Annotated in this window: 10 protein-coding genes and 3 pseudogenes; 2 read left to right on the forward strand and 11 right to left on the reverse strand. The window is 44.3% G+C overall.

The window, feature by feature from the left end; translation table 11 throughout:
• Positions 1-2: 2 nt before the first annotated feature.
• Positions 3-1,937, reverse strand: coding sequence for an alpha/beta hydrolase family protein (locus tag N4T56_RS21200; protein WP_261734596.1), 1,935 nt, complete (start codon positions 1,935-1,937; stop codon positions 3-5).
• A 70-nt stretch (positions 1,938-2,007) separates the two neighbouring features.
• A pseudogene (locus N4T56_RS21205) lies at positions 2,008-3,350 on the reverse strand (MATE family efflux transporter).
• Between the two features lie 14 nt (positions 3,351-3,364).
• On the opposite strand from N4T56_RS21205, the pseudogene N4T56_RS21210 reads away from it, so the two are divergent.
• A pseudogene (locus N4T56_RS21210) lies at positions 3,365-4,425 on the forward strand (polysaccharide deacetylase family protein).
• 27 nt (positions 4,426-4,452) lie between these two features.
• Here N4T56_RS21210 and N4T56_RS21215 read toward each other — a convergent pair.
• From N4T56_RS21215 to N4T56_RS21235, 5 genes and pseudogenes are all read right to left on the reverse strand, one after another.
• Positions 4,453-5,013, reverse strand: a complete 561-nt coding sequence (locus N4T56_RS21215; RefSeq protein ID WP_390904138.1) for an SCO family protein — start codon at positions 5,011-5,013, stop codon at positions 4,453-4,455.
• Between the two features lie 76 nt (positions 5,014-5,089).
• Positions 5,090-5,996: pseudogene (gene cyoE, locus N4T56_RS21220) on the reverse strand (heme o synthase).
• A gap of 13 nt (positions 5,997-6,009) precedes the next feature.
• Positions 6,010-6,990, reverse strand: a complete 981-nt coding sequence (locus tag N4T56_RS21225) for a COX15/CtaA family protein (protein WP_261734597.1) — start codon at positions 6,988-6,990, stop codon at positions 6,010-6,012.
• On the reverse strand, positions 6,990-7,541 hold the full coding sequence (locus N4T56_RS21230) for a hypothetical protein (RefSeq protein WP_261734598.1): 552 nt from the start codon (positions 7,539-7,541) through the stop codon (positions 6,990-6,992). Before N4T56_RS21230 ends, N4T56_RS21225 begins: the two co-directional genes overlap by 1 nt.
• A gap of 52 nt (positions 7,542-7,593) precedes the next feature.
• A complete protein-coding gene (locus N4T56_RS21235; RefSeq protein ID WP_390904096.1) occupies positions 7,594-8,409 on the reverse strand; it encodes an SURF1 family protein in 816 nt (271 codons plus the stop codon).
• Between N4T56_RS21235 and N4T56_RS21240 the strand changes: the two genes are divergently transcribed.
• Positions 8,357-8,575, forward strand: coding sequence for a DUF2909 domain-containing protein (locus N4T56_RS21240; protein WP_223418933.1), 219 nt, complete (start codon positions 8,357-8,359; stop codon positions 8,573-8,575). The two genes, N4T56_RS21235 and N4T56_RS21240, sit on opposite strands and share 53 nt — an antisense overlap.
• Positions 8,576-8,582: 7 nt before the next feature.
• On the opposite strand, the gene N4T56_RS21245 is transcribed toward N4T56_RS21240, so the two are convergent.
• The 4 genes from N4T56_RS21245 to coxB are packed head-to-tail and all read right to left on the reverse strand — an operon-like array spanning position 8,583 to position 13,635.
• Entirely contained in the window at positions 8,583-9,458 is an 876-nt protein-coding gene (locus tag N4T56_RS21245; RefSeq protein WP_261734599.1) for a cytochrome c oxidase subunit 3, read from the reverse strand.
• A complete protein-coding gene (locus N4T56_RS21250; RefSeq protein WP_261734600.1) occupies positions 9,455-10,018 on the reverse strand; it encodes a cytochrome c oxidase assembly protein in 564 nt (187 codons plus the stop codon). The genes N4T56_RS21245 and N4T56_RS21250 overlap by 4 nt, the downstream gene beginning before the upstream one ends.
• Before the next feature lies 1 nt (position 10,019).
• Positions 10,020-11,615: a cytochrome c oxidase subunit I gene (gene ctaD / locus N4T56_RS21255; RefSeq protein WP_261734601.1), complete on the reverse strand. Its 1,596-nt coding sequence runs from the start codon at positions 11,613-11,615 to the stop codon at positions 10,020-10,022.
• A gap of 10 nt (positions 11,616-11,625) precedes the next feature.
• Positions 11,626-13,635: a cytochrome c oxidase subunit II gene (gene coxB, locus N4T56_RS21265; protein WP_390904097.1), complete on the reverse strand. Its 2,010-nt coding sequence runs from the start codon at positions 13,633-13,635 to the stop codon at positions 11,626-11,628.
• Positions 13,636-14,021 lie beyond the last annotated feature (386 nt).

The raw sequence follows: 14,021 nt of genomic DNA on the forward strand, positions 1-14,021 counted from the left end.
GGTTATTTTACCCCAATATGGGTTGCCAGGAAGCGCTCTATTTCAACAAATGTTGTTAAGCGGTGTTCATTGTTGCTGAGGAAATGGTCGCCATGTTCAAGTTCAACGTACTTAACAGGTTTATTTAATCCTTTAAGTTCATCGTACATTTCTTCGCTGTGGTCTACTTTTACGACGCGATCTTTAGTGCCGTGGATTAACAATACAGGCACTTTTATACTGGCGGCTTTACTTATTGGTGAGCGTTGGTATAAGTCATCATAATCATCGCCAATTTGTTTTTTAACAATTTTACTGTTGTCGTAGTTACGAGATGACTTCACTAAACTCTCAAGATCTGTCACGCCTGCAATACTGATCGCGCATTTGTACAAATCAGGCGTTTTGGCTACCCCCATTAATGCTGCATAGCCACCATAGCTTGCGCCTACAATGCACATACGTTTAGGGTCGGTGATATCTTGTTCAATAAGCCAGTGAGCACCATCTTCAATGTCATTTTGCATTTCAAGGCCCCAGTTTTTTAATCCTGAGTTCATAAACTGGTAACCATACCCAGCAGACCCACGAAAGTTCATCTGTAAGACGGCATAACCGCGATTAGCGAAAAACTGTGCCCAGTAGTCAAACGTGGTGGAGTCGTAACTAATCGGACCGCCATGGGGAAAAATAATGGTTGGGAGGTTTTTCGCTTCAGTGTCTTTTGGTGTGGTTAAAAAGGCTTCGATGGCCAAGCCATCACGGGTAGTGTAATTAACCTTTTTAGGTTTAGATAATACCTCTGGCGGCAATTGACTATAACGATAAGCGATTGGATACAGCTCTCTTTTGTCTCTGTCGCCATAAAAGTAAGTACCAGATTCTATTAGGCCAGTACTATAAACGAGATAACGACGCTCATCGTCGCTTAATTGATTAATGACGTTGTGTGATTCTGGTAATACTTGGTTTAATCCATTATTGAGCTTGATATAGTCTTGATCCCAAAATAGGAATTCACCTTCAATATTGGTATCAATACCGATGACTTTTTGTTTTAACTTGGAATAAATGAGCTGGCCTTCAACATCATAATTTTCGTTTTGGAATACCAGTTCTTTAGAGAGATTTGGGTCGGTTAAATTGACTTTAAAAATGGCTTTTAAGCCTTGATGATAAGCGCTGACATAAAGGATGTTGGGGTCATGATCAAAGCCGATAGGCCAAATTGCATTTTCACCTAAGGCTTCAAACTCCCATAATAAGCGCAGATCACCATTGGCTTTTTGTTGTTCATAAATACGGTAGCTTGTATCGTCGCGATAAATGCCAATGCGTACCTGGTTTTGCCTGTCTGTTAACCAATTTTCAATGTACTTCTGTGCGCGTTGTTTTATTTTTATTCCACCGCTTTTTAAGCTGACTTTAATCACGCTTTCATATTGCATCTTAGAGCCTAAGCCACTTATTTGCATAAGAATATGGTCTGGATCGTTTTCAAGATAATCGACAATAGACGATTGTATTTGCGGCACAAATTGGAAGCGGGAAAAGATCCGCTTAGAAAACACACTAGAGATTTTATCGTCGCTTAAGCTGTATTTCATTAAGCGTGTTTCTGTTGTGGGTACGCCGCGGCGGATAGCAGGGTATTTGGCTTTGATTAAGACAATATCGTTGTTTGCCCATGTGAGCGATAAAATCACAAACTTTTGATTGTCGGTTTGAACAGGAAAAATATCTTTATTGGTTTTTATGTCGCGAATACTCAGCATTTGCCCGTCGAGTGTGGGGGTACTCACCCTGATTAATGAAGCGACTTTTGTGCCATCAGGCGATAAGGTTACAAAGCGCACATCTGGGAGATTGGCAAAAGCTTCAACAGGTAGGGAGGCGGCTAGGGCAATATTTGAGAGGTGAGTAAATGTAATGGCTAAAAGCCATAAAATCCTTTTCATTAAAAATCCGTTTTAAAAAACAAAATGTTGTCAGCATGTTACATTTTTGCATTGTCGCCATCAATGATTATTATGCGGAAGCTAGTCTGTATCTAAGCTTATAAAAATAATGCCAACCTAATGTCACACTGCGACATAGCATAAAGACTGACATGGCAGCCCATAAGCTGTGATTTCCCCATACTTGCAATAAGTACCAGCACGGAAAATACACTGCAAAGGTGGCAATAATCATACTGTTACGCATAATTTCACCCTGGGCTGCGCCAATATAAACACCGTCAAATAGATAACAGCCGAATGCTAAAATGGGCATAAAAATCAGCCAAACAAGATACTGGTTTGCAGCTTGTTGTACGGCTTCTACATTGGTGAGTAATTGAATGATCTCACTACCTGCGCCCCAAAATAGCAGGCTAAATAACACGGCAATGGCTGCAGACCAATAAAAGGCAAGTTGCACGCTGTCGTGCAGTAAAGATTGGTTTTTTTGTCCAAATGCACTACCACTTCTGCTTCGGCATAATAGGCGATGCCGTCGAGAGCATATGAGATCAGCATTAATAGGTTAAGTAACACCGCATTCGCTGCAATGATGTTGTCGCCTAACCCTGCACCGTGGAATGTCATAAAGCTGAACGCCGCTTGTAAGCACAAACTACGAATAAAAATATCTCGATTTAACGACAATAAACGGCCATAACCGTGTAGGGTTAATTGGCTAAGCCGGTGTTTTAAATTAAAGTCGCCCATTTTAGTCAACTGACGTTTAACCATAATCAAGGCTACCGAAAATGCACAGATATCGGCAATCACTGAGGCTAGTGCTGCCCCTTGGACGTCCCAATTAAAGCCGATTACAAATACTACATCGAGAATAATATTGGCGCAGTTGGCGATGATAAGTTGCCACATAGCGGCTTTAGGGGCTTGGCGCCCTAATAACCAACCCAGTAATACCAGGTTAACTAGAGCAAAGGGTAATGACCAAATACGAATATCGACATATTGACGACAGTAAAGCATGACTTGTTCACTGGCATCACTGAGACTTAACGCAAAGTTTACAATGGGAGATTGCAATATAACGCAGGCAAAGCCTAGTGTTAATGCTAAGATACAACCTTGTAACAACAATTGCTGCTGAGTTATTTTGTCGTTTGCACCATAGGCTTGTGCAACGAGTCCGGTTGTCGACATTCTTAAAAAGCCGAGCAACCAAATCATCAGAGTTATTATGGTGCTACCAAGCGCCACGCCACCGAGGTAATAAGCTTGGCCTAAATGGCCTATCACTGCAGTATCAACAAGTCCTAAAAGTGGAATAGTGATATTTGACAGTATCATCGGTGTCGCTAATGCCAATAATTGACGATGTTTATGATGATTTAATAGTAAAGCGCTAACTGACATAGGTTTGGGTAATCATGGTTAAAAAAATCGTTTTAGGTTTAATGGTTGTCTGTTGTAGTTTGTTGCATTACCACGCGCATGCGGTGGTGATTTTACAGTATCATCATGTTTCTGACAGTACGCCTAAAAGCACGAGTGTGACTCCAGAACAGTTTGCAGAACAAATGCAATATTTAGCAGAAAACAACTTTACGGTGATGCCGTTAACGGATGCCGTTGATGCCATCAAGAATAACACGTCAATTGCCAATAACAGTATTGTGATTACCTTTGATGATGGTTACCAAAGTATTATTCAAAATGCTGCCCCCATTTTAGCATCGCATAACTTCCCCTTTACTGTATTTGTGTCGCCAGCACCGATTATTGCAGGCTATGACGGCATGATGAGCTGGCAAGACATCAACACGCTAGTTGAACAAGGTGTAACGATTGCTAACCACAGTTGGGGGCATGAGCACTTAATCCGTCGTCTCCCAAAAGAAACCACCGCACAGTGGCATGACCGAGTTGAAAACAATATTTTATCAACCGAGGCTGAGTTGCTAAAACAAACGAGCCAAAGCTTGAAGTTTTTTGCATATCCTTATGGTGAATACACTGCGCAATTAGAAGCCATTTTGGAAAAACACGGTTTTGTTGGTTTCGGCCAGCAATCTGGTGCAGCAGGAGAGTACTCGTCCATTACCGCGTTACCGCGTTTTCCGGTAGCGAATGCTTATGCCGATTTATCGAGCTTAACTGTGAAGTTTTCAAGCTTGCCGATGCCGGTAGTCAAACAAAATATTCGCGAGCCGGTATTGAAATCGGGTCAATTTCGACCCAAGTTAGTGATAACTTTAGACACCAGAGATTTATATCCACATCAGTTGATGTGTTTTATCCAGGGGCAAGGGGCTAAAAAGCCGATTTGGTTAAGTGAGGATACTTTTAGTATTCAAGCACCTGCAGATGTCACTCCGGGGAGGTCACGTTATAACTGTACTGTGCCAAGTAAAACCCGCACGGGGTATTATTGGTTTTCGCAAATGTGGATTAGGCTACCAAAGATGATGGTAAGTGGCCACAAGAGTAGTCTTATCACGATGTTCAAAATAGATTGTTAGCGCCAAGCGCTAACAATCTTATTCATGTCGCTTATCAATTCACTGTTAATAATTTGCGGCAATTGTCCGGGAGTGGGCTTGGTTTTAAACACGGCGGTTTTCTCGCCGCGGGGAGACACCAACACATACGAGGCACTGTGATCTACTTGATAATCACTGTCTTCGCCAACCATTGCGTATACAAAGCCTAAGTCACGACTGAACGGAAACAACTCAGTGTGCTCTGCGCTGACGGCTTTAAACTCTTTATTGAAAAAGTTGATGTAATCGAGCCGCTTAATTTGAGTGTCACGTTTAGGGTCAGCTGACACAAACACCACTTGAAACGAATCTGATATTTTTTTCAATTTAGGGTATGCCGCCGCCAGTTTGTTCAACGTAGTAGGGCATACATCAGGGCAGGCAGTATAGCCAATAAAAAACAAACTCCATTTCCCCTGCAAAGACTGGTTAGTAAATTGATTACCGTATTGATCTGCAAGGGTAAAAGGCGCTAATGCTCTGGGTTGTTCAAAAACATAACTCGTGGCCAAATCAAGTGGCCGTGATTGGGTCATTTGATAAGCCATAACACCGGCAACCAGCAATACCAGCACTCCAATAACAACAAGTTTTTTCAATGCAAAATCCTTTCTATGCAACCCAAAAATAATGATCGACCAACAGCACAATAAATAACACCATCAAATGATAAATAGAAAAGGTAAACACCTTCATCGCTAAACCAGGATAGTCATGGTATTTAAGTTGCCACGCTTTATAAATAAACCCGCAGCTGAGAATCGTTGAACCGACTAAATATACCGACCACACATACCAACTAATACCGGCAATAAGCAAGCAATGGCCAGCAAAATGGTGTAAAGCAAAATACAGGTTTTGGTAAATTCTACCCCATGGGTGACAGGCAGCATAGGGATGTCGACTTTGGCGTATTCTTTACGGCGATGTATTGCTAAGGCCAAAAGTGCGGTGGGGTCCAGGTAAAGATAATAATCACTAACAGTAATGCGTAGCCATGTAGCTCGTTAGTGACGGCTGTCCAACCGAGTAACGGTGGCATTGCACCTGCTAACCCGCCAATAACAATATTTTGCGACGTTGCGCGTTTAAGATAAGCGGTATACACAAGGGCGTAGCCAATTAGGCTGGCAAATGTAAGCCAGGCGGTGAGTGGATTAACCAAGGTATACAATACCACAAAGCCAATGAGCCCTAGCGTAACGGCAAACACCGCGGCTTTGGTGGTGGAGACTTTACCCTTGGGTAGTGGCCTGTTGTAAGTGCGCGCCATTAAACCATCGATTTTGCGGTCGATTAAATGATTAAAAGCTGCGGCGGCACCGGCCATCATGGCAATGCCTGCCATTCCTGCAACCAGGGGTTGTAGAGGGACAATACCTGGCACGGCTAGGCACATACCCACCAAAACGGTCAGTAGCATTAGGGCAACCACTTTGGGCTTGGTCATTTCAAAATAGGCACGCCAAGACAGAGACAGTTTTTGTTGTGGCTGGCTTAGGGTAAGAGGTTTTGTCATGGTCAATCCTCGCTTATGCTTTACGCCACAGGGCGTAATTAATAAAAACTAAGTTGAGCAGCAAAAATGCAGCTCCTGCGTTGTGAGAGACCGCAATTCCTAAGGGTAAATTCATTACCACATTACTGATCCCAAGGCCAACTTGCATTATGACTAACAGCAGTAATAAATAGCCGCTGTTACGCATGATATGCGAATGTGAATAACGTAATTTCATCGCGAGCCAAATCAACATAGCGGCGGTGACGACCGCCCAAATTCGGTGAGTAACATGAATTGTCATGCGTGTGGGGTAGTCTAAAACCCCAAATTCGAAACTGGGGTGTTCGCCTTGAAATGGCGAAAATGCATCGGCAAAGCGGAGGTTATCAACCCAGTTACCTTCGCAAATCGGTAACGTGGTGCAGGCCAATGCGGCGTAGTTTGATGATGTCCAACCGCCTAACATAATCTGAATAATCAATACCCCTAAACACACTAAAGCCAAGGGCATTAATTTACGTGCATGGCTATCGCCGCCGGGGATCCGCAGTGGTTTAAGACGTAAATACAGTAATAACAATAAAGCAAATAAACTAAAGCCACCGATAAGGTGCGCCATCACTACGATGGGCATCAGTTTCATGGTGACAGTCCACATGCCGAGTGCGGCTTGAAAGATAATCAGTGCGGCAATAAAGCTGGGTAGTTTTTTAGGTGCGTGTGGCTGTTTAAAGCACAAAATAAGAATCGCTAATACCATTAACCCTAATGTGCCAGCTATGTAGCGGTGGATCATTTCAAGCCAGGCTTTTTCTGGCTCAATAGTCATATCTGGGAAATGCTGCTCTACTTTTGCTAGCTCATGACTTGCGCTGGGTACAGCTAAATGACCATAGCACCCTGGCCAATCAGGACAACCTAACCCAGCATCTGACAGGCGGGTATACGCGCCCATTAAAATCACTGCGAGGGTGAATACTAAGGTGAACTTAATAAGCCTTTTTACTGCCATTAACCAACCCTCGATAACTTAAGCATTTTGCGTAAATCGGCAATCATGGCTTTGCCTTGGGTGATGTTGGCATCCCGACCTGCCACATCGTCATATTGCATAATCAAACTGCCTAAAGGGTCAACAATAATGACTTGTTGTTGGGTCATTAATGCCGCGATGGCTTTATTGGCGACCACTTGCTCAAAAGGTATTTGTAATGTGGTGAGTATGCTGGTGTCGCTATGGCTATCAACCAAAATAATTGGGCTGACTCTGTCGCGGTTTTTACCTAAGGCGATGTAGCTTTGATTGAGTAGGTATAACCTGTCCTGGCATGATTGCTCACAGGCTTGTGGTAATAGATACAAAATCTGCCATGAATGTGGTTTGGGGTTGTCCATGGCTAAACTTTTATAGTTAATGTCGGCCGTCAGTAATGCCCCTTTATTGGTTGCACCGCCTTGGTATAGCTCTAAGCTCAATACTAGTTTGGCCACCGCAATAGGTAACACAAACACCACTAGCAATAAGATTAATGCTTTATTATTTTTTTTAGGCTGGGAGTTCATTGTATCTCCTCGTATCATTTTAATTGTTGTGTGTTGTTGTGTGTTGTTGTGGTTATTGACGTCTACATTGCCTTAAGGCTATCCAGAGCATCAGCCCTAAAAATACTGCTGCCATAGTGAACCACTGTAAGGCATATCCTTGATGTTTTTGCGCCGACAGTGGAATAGGCACCCAGGGTTGTGGTAGTGAGTATTGCGGTACAATATCTGGCTGTAATACCACTGCGGCAATATCATGATGTAATAACTCAGCTAACGCAGGCATAGATAAATTTTGAAACCGTATTGGTTTGTCTGGGTGTATTTCAGGATGAAGTTCTTCGCTCATGGGGTTAGTTTGTTTTTGATAAACCCGGCCGGTTAATGCATATTGCCCCGCTTGAATGGGTGCTAAATCGGGTAATTCGCGGCGGTCGTTACCTGCGCCCACAAAGCCTAATTCAACCAATATCCATGGCTGCTGTGCTGTGACTTCAAATACTTGGTAGGCAAGGTAACCCACCTGACCTTGATACACCTGATTATCGAGTAGTAACAATGGTTGCTTGACTGGGGTTGCGTTTATCGACAAACGATAGCCGGTCAGTAAGGCGGCTTCTTCAATAGCAGATGGTTCCGCCTTTGTAAGTGCCAGCAGCTGCGGATAGTTGAGCGCAGCTTGTTGCTCACGTAATGCCAAGGTTTGTTGCCATTGTTGCTTAAACTCAGCTCGCGACAGTTGCCACAGTCCTAACTTGACCAAAAGGGTAAACACGACCAAAGTAATCAATACCAATAACACCCGAGACACACTCACACCGCCAAAAGGATCGCCTGTGACAACACCATTGATTGTTAAATTAGTTTTAGTCTCGTTGCTCGTATTCATAATTTTTAACCTGGGTAGAGCTTTGTTTATTATGGTTAAAGGACAGCATCAGCAATCAATGAGTCAGTATTTAGGCCGTCGTGTGTTATTTTCTGTTGTCGTGATAGTTGTGTTGCTGGTGGCCTTAGGGTTGGGCTATATTCAGCCCAACACTCGGCCTTATTAATCTGCAATTACAACACGTACACAAAAATGAATAAGCATAACCACACCACATCGACAAAGTGCCAATACCAACTGCCCGCCTGAAAGGCGAAATGTTTATCTGGGGTAAAATGGCCTTTAATAATTCTGAGTAACAAAATCATCAAAAACAGCGTCCCTATGGTGACGTGCATGCCGTGAAAACCCGTCAATAAAAAGAAGGTATTACCATAAACTCCTGAGGTGAGCGTGAGGCCCATTTCTTGGTAAGCATGGCTGTATTCTTCCACCTGTAATGCAAGGAATACCGCGCCTAAAATCACCGTTAAACTTAACCAGATAATTAATGGTTTACGCTTGGCTTTTTCTAAACTGACATGAGCAAAATGCAGCGTTACAGATGATGTGATTAAGATAATGGTGTTAATGAGCGGTAAGCCTGTCCACGGCATGGCTTCGGTGGTAGTGCCGTCAGGGGTTTTGATTAATGGCCATGCGGCTTCAAATGCAGGCCATAATACTTCTTGGGTCATGGCATTGTTTGACGCGCCGCCCAACCAGGGCACTGAGATCATTCGCGCATAAAACAAGGCACCAAAAAAAGCGCCGAAAAACATAATTTCAGAAAAAATAAACCAGCTCATTCCTTGTCTAAACGACCGGTCCATTTGTGGCGAGTAGAGGCCTGCCATTGATTCGTCAATGACGGTTTTAAACCAGCCAAATATCATAAAGATAATCACTGCGATACCGGCTAATAAAATGTAGCCGCCAGAGGTTTTTTCGGTGGCTAATTGTTGAATATAATTACCCGCACCAAAGGCAATTAAAAATAAACCAATGGCGCCAATAATAGGCCAACCACTTTGGGCTGGGACGTAATAGGTTTGATGCTTTGTTGTCATCTTGCTGCTCCTTGCTTTGCCGATACCGCTTGCTTGTCAGTGATATCGTAAAGGGTATAAGAGAGAGTCAATGTATTAATGGACGCCGGTAAATCTGGATTCACATAAAAAATCAGTGGTAGCTCAGCACTAGTGTCGGCTGCGAGAGGTTGTTGATTAAAGCAAAAGCATTCTGTTTTGTTAAAATATGCCGCACCTTGACCCGGCGAAACCGATGGGATCGCTTGGCCAATAATGTTTTTTGCTGACAGATTTTTAACCAGGAATTTTGCGTGGGTAAGCTCTCCCGGGTGAACGGAAATTTGGTTCACTTTGGGAGAAAACTCCCATGGCATATCCGATTGCACCTGGGTCACAAATTCAATCGTCACAGTACGATTTTTATCAACAACGACCGCGTCATAACTGCTGGCAGTATTTTGGGTTTTGCCGTTAATCCCCAAGGTGTCGCACAGCACGTCATAAAGCGGAACCAAGGCAAACCCAAACCCAAACATGCCTATAGAACCTAAAATAAGCATGGTAAGTAATTTACGGTTTGATTTTGGCGTTGGGTTCATATCACTTAATCTCCGGTGGCGTCGTAAACGAGTGATATGGCGCGGGGCTAGGGATTGACCACTCTAAGCCATCAGCGGCTTGCCATGGATTATCCCCAGCGGGTTTGCCGCCTTTAATACATTTGAGCACCACCGCCAGAAAGATCAATTGCGATAAACCAAAGGCAAAGCCGCCGATGGAGACTATTTGATTCACGTCAGCAAACTGAATGGCATAGTCAGGTATACGACGTGGCATACCGGCTAGACCCAAAAAGTGCATCGGGAAAAACAACACGTTGACCGAAATAACCGAACACCAAAAATGCCACCTGCCTAGGGTTTCGCTATACATATTGCCAGTCCATTTAGGCAGCCAGTAATACGCCGCTGCCATAATGGAGAAGATGGCACCTGTCACTAGCACATAATGGAAGTGAGCCACCACAAAATAGGTGTCATGGTATTGAAAATCCGCCGGGGTAATGGCGAGCATCAGCCCAGAAAATCCACCAATGGTGAACAAAATAATAAAAGCAACGGCAAATAACATTGGGGTTTCAAAGGTCATTGAGCCTCGCCACATTGTGGCTACCCAGTTAAACACTTTTACGCCCGTCGGCACGGCAATGAGCATGGTGCAGTACATAAAAAACAGTTCGGCAAACACTGGCATACCTGTGGTAAACATATGATGTGCCCAAACCAGAAACGACAAAATAGCAATACTGGCGGTTGCGTAAACCATTGATGAATAGCCAAATAATGGTTTGCGGCTAAAGGTGGGTACAATCGCTGAGATGATACCAAAAGACGGTAAAATCATGATGTACACTTCTGGGTGACCAAAGAACCAAAAAATATGTTGGAACATCACTGGGTCGCCGCCGCCTGCAGCATCAAAAAAGCTGGTGCCAAAAAACTTATCGGTAAGCACCATCGTCACCGCACCTGCAAGTACGGGCATAACTGCAATCAATAAAAACGCAGTGATTAACCAGGTCCACACAAATAGCGGTAACTTCATCCAGGGCATTCCGGGCGCACGCATATTAACGATAGTCACCACCACGTTAATCGCACCCATAATTGAGCTTATCCCCATAATATGGATGGCAAATACAAACAGCGCCGTTGAATCAGGGCTATAAGTCGTTGATAACGGTGCGTAGAATGTCCAGCCGAAATTAGGGCCGCCCCCTTCCATAAATAACGACCCCAGTAACATGGTGAACGCGAAAGGTAAAATCCAAAAACTCCAGTTATTCATACGGGGTAAGGCCATATCTGGCGCGCCAATCATCATTGGAATTAGCCAGTTTGCCAGCCCGGTAAAGGCTGGCATTACTGCACCAAACACCATGACTAACCCATGCACTGTGGTCATTTGATTAAAAAAGTTTGGTTCAACTAACTGTAAACCTGGCTGAAACAGTTCTGCGCGTATGACCATTGCCATTGCGCCACCGGTTAAAAACATGATGAAACTAAACCATAAATACAAAGATCCAATGTCTTTGTGATTGGTGGTCAGTACCCAGCGCATTAGTCCTTTTGGGGCGCCGTGATGATGCTCATCATGGGCAGTGTCGATAGTATCGTGCGTTGTTGTGCTCATTGGTTTTCCCCTACTGTCCATGGCTAGCGACATCGGCCGCTTGTACTGCATCGCCAGAATTATTGCCCCACGCATTACGCTCATAGGTAATCACTGCGGCCATTTGTCTTGGGCTGAGCTGACTACTGAAAGCCTGCATGGCAGTGCCCGGTTTGCCATGCATAACCATCTCAATATGCCCGCTAACTGGTCCTGTTATTACCGGACTACCAATGAGTGAGGGGAAAGCGCCGGGTATTCCTGCGCCAGTGGCTTGGTGGCAAGCTGCACAGGTTGCAGCATAAACTTGCTCACCTTCAGCCATGAGCTGTTCCATGGTGAGTGTGGGTGATGCTTCTGGCGTGACAACTTCGTCAACGGCTTCGGTTGCTTGATTAGCCGCATCGGTTACCGAATCTGCAATAGCGGTTGCTGTATTTGTTACTTGTGCAGCAACAGTTGGCTGAGGTGTTGCGGCAGCGTTATTTGCAAAATTGCTTACGTTTGCCGCTTGTACAGTATCCCCAGAATTATTGCCCCACGCATTACGCTCATAAGTAATCACCGCGGCAATTTGCTGCAGGCTGAGTTGAGCACTGAACGCCTGCATTGCGGTGCCCGGTTTGCCGTGCAGAACCATCTCAATATGCCCGCTTACTGGTCCTGTTATTACCGGACTGCCAATGAGTGACGGGAAAGCGCCGGGTATTCCTGTGCCAGTGGCTTGGTGACAAGCGGCACATGTAGCGGCATACACTTGTTCACCCTCTGCCATGAGCTGCTCCATGGTGAGTACGGGTAAGTCTTCTGGCGCCACGGCTTTTGCAACGACTTCAACAGCTTGGTTGGCTGTTGAAGCTAGCGTATCAGCAGTATTATCAACCATAGCTGTTGCTGTGTTGACTTGTGCTGCCGCACCGTTACTTGAAAAGTTACCTACATCTGCAGCTTGCACTGCATCGCCACTGTTATTACCCCATGCATTGCGCTCATAGGTAATGACTGCGGCAATTTCTTGAGCAGATAGCTGTTTGGCAAAGGCTTGCATTGCTGTACCTGGCTTACCGTTGATCACAATATCAAGGTGACCTTGCACAGAGCCTTTAATCATTGGGCTGCCAATCAGTGATGGGAATACCCCTGGTAGACCTGCGCCATTGGGTTGATGACACGCTGCACAGTGGGCAAGGTAAACTTGTTCACCTTGTTTGCTTAAGTCTTCAAGGGATAAGGTTTGTGACATGGATGCAGCCGCTGCAGCGGCTTCGGTTTCAGCCAGTTGTTTTTGCTCTACTAGCCAATTATCAAAATCCGCTTCAGATAGCGCATTAACCACAATGGGCATAAAGCCATGGTCTTTGCCGCATAACTCCGCGCATTGACCTCGATAAATACCGGGTTTGTCTATGCGAGTCCAGGCTTCGTTAATAAAACCAGGATTTGCGTCTTTTTTAACGGCAAATGCGGGCACCCACCAGGAGTGGATAACATCATCGGAGGTCATTAAAAAGCGTACTTTTTGATTAATCGGCAATACCAGTGGCTTGTCCACTTCGAGGAGGTAATTCTCACCTTTAGTTTGGTCGCCATCGATTTGCTCTCTTGGCGTTGAGAGCGTGCTGTAAAACTCGATATCTTTATCAAAATAGCTGTAATGCCACTTCCATTGAGACCCAGTAACTTTAATGGTCAGATCCGCATTGCTGGGGTCTTCCATTGCGATTAGGGTTTTGGTGGCAGGGATTGCCATAGCAATTAAAATGATAAACGGAATGACGGTCCAGGCGATTTCCACTTTAGTACTTTCGTGAAAATTGGCCGCAACAGCGCCTTTTGATTTACGGTGATAGATCATCGAGTAAATCATGATCCCAAACACCACTAACCCAATGGCACAACAGATATATAAAATAGTCATGTGGAGGTCGTAAACCCTACCACTGATATCTGTTACACCTTGAGTCATGTTGAGGGGCATTTCTGCAGCCCCGAGTGGAAGTGCTAACAGCACAACCAACAAACAATACCACCTTTGCTTCACAAGACTTCTCCTCTGATAATTGCAAATAGCAATTACAAAGAAGAGTCACACAGTAAGTCTCTGCTCTATGCAAACTCTTCGATTCCCAAAAAAGTTTGATGACCTCAAAGTACTCTGGTGGTTGTAGGCTGCAAACCTACGCATTTTTGTTAGCTGAACACCACACTTGTACCTACGACTGAACTAATCAATTTATGTTGACGTGTTCCCATCGATGGCTGTTGTGCTGCCAATTCACGTCATATTAAGGATAGACAATGTTTCACCCTTGTTAACAACATTACTTGTAGATTAAACATTGATCAAGATCACTTTGTTCGCTAATCGTCTGAAAAAAAGCAAAAAAAAAGCCCTGATTTGAATGCAGGGCTTGGTGTTTATGGGTT

It is taken from the genome of Shewanella phaeophyticola (assembly GCF_025398315.1).
Taxonomy (GTDB): Bacteria; Pseudomonadota; Gammaproteobacteria; order Enterobacterales; family Shewanellaceae; genus Shewanella; species Shewanella phaeophyticola.

Bases quoted from the DNA above. Each gene is read 5' to 3' on its own strand.
- N4T56_RS21200 (WP_261734596.1), bottom strand. From the start codon at position 1,937: ATGAAAAGGATTTTATGGCTTTTAGCCATTACATTTACTCACCTCTCA.
- N4T56_RS21215 (WP_390904138.1), bottom strand. From the start codon at position 5,013: ATGACCCAATCACGGCCACTTGATTTGGCCACGAGTTATGTTTTTGAA.
- N4T56_RS21225 (WP_261734597.1), bottom strand. From the start codon at position 6,990: ATGGCAGTAAAAAGGCTTATTAAGTTCACCTTAGTATTCACCCTCGCA.
- N4T56_RS21230 (WP_261734598.1), bottom strand. From the start codon at position 7,541: ATGAACTCCCAGCCTAAAAAAAATAATAAAGCATTAATCTTATTGCTA.
- N4T56_RS21235 (WP_390904096.1), bottom strand. From the start codon at position 8,409: ATGAATACGAGCAACGAGACTAAAACTAATTTAACAATCAATGGTGTT.
- N4T56_RS21245 (WP_261734599.1), bottom strand. From the start codon at position 9,458: ATGACAACAAAGCATCAAACCTATTACGTCCCAGCCCAAAGTGGTTGG.
- N4T56_RS21250 (WP_261734600.1), bottom strand. From the start codon at position 10,018: ATGAACCCAACGCCAAAATCAAACCGTAAATTACTTACCATGCTTATT.
- ctaD (WP_261734601.1), bottom strand. From the start codon at position 11,615: ATGAGCACAACAACGCACGATACTATCGACACTGCCCATGATGAGCAT.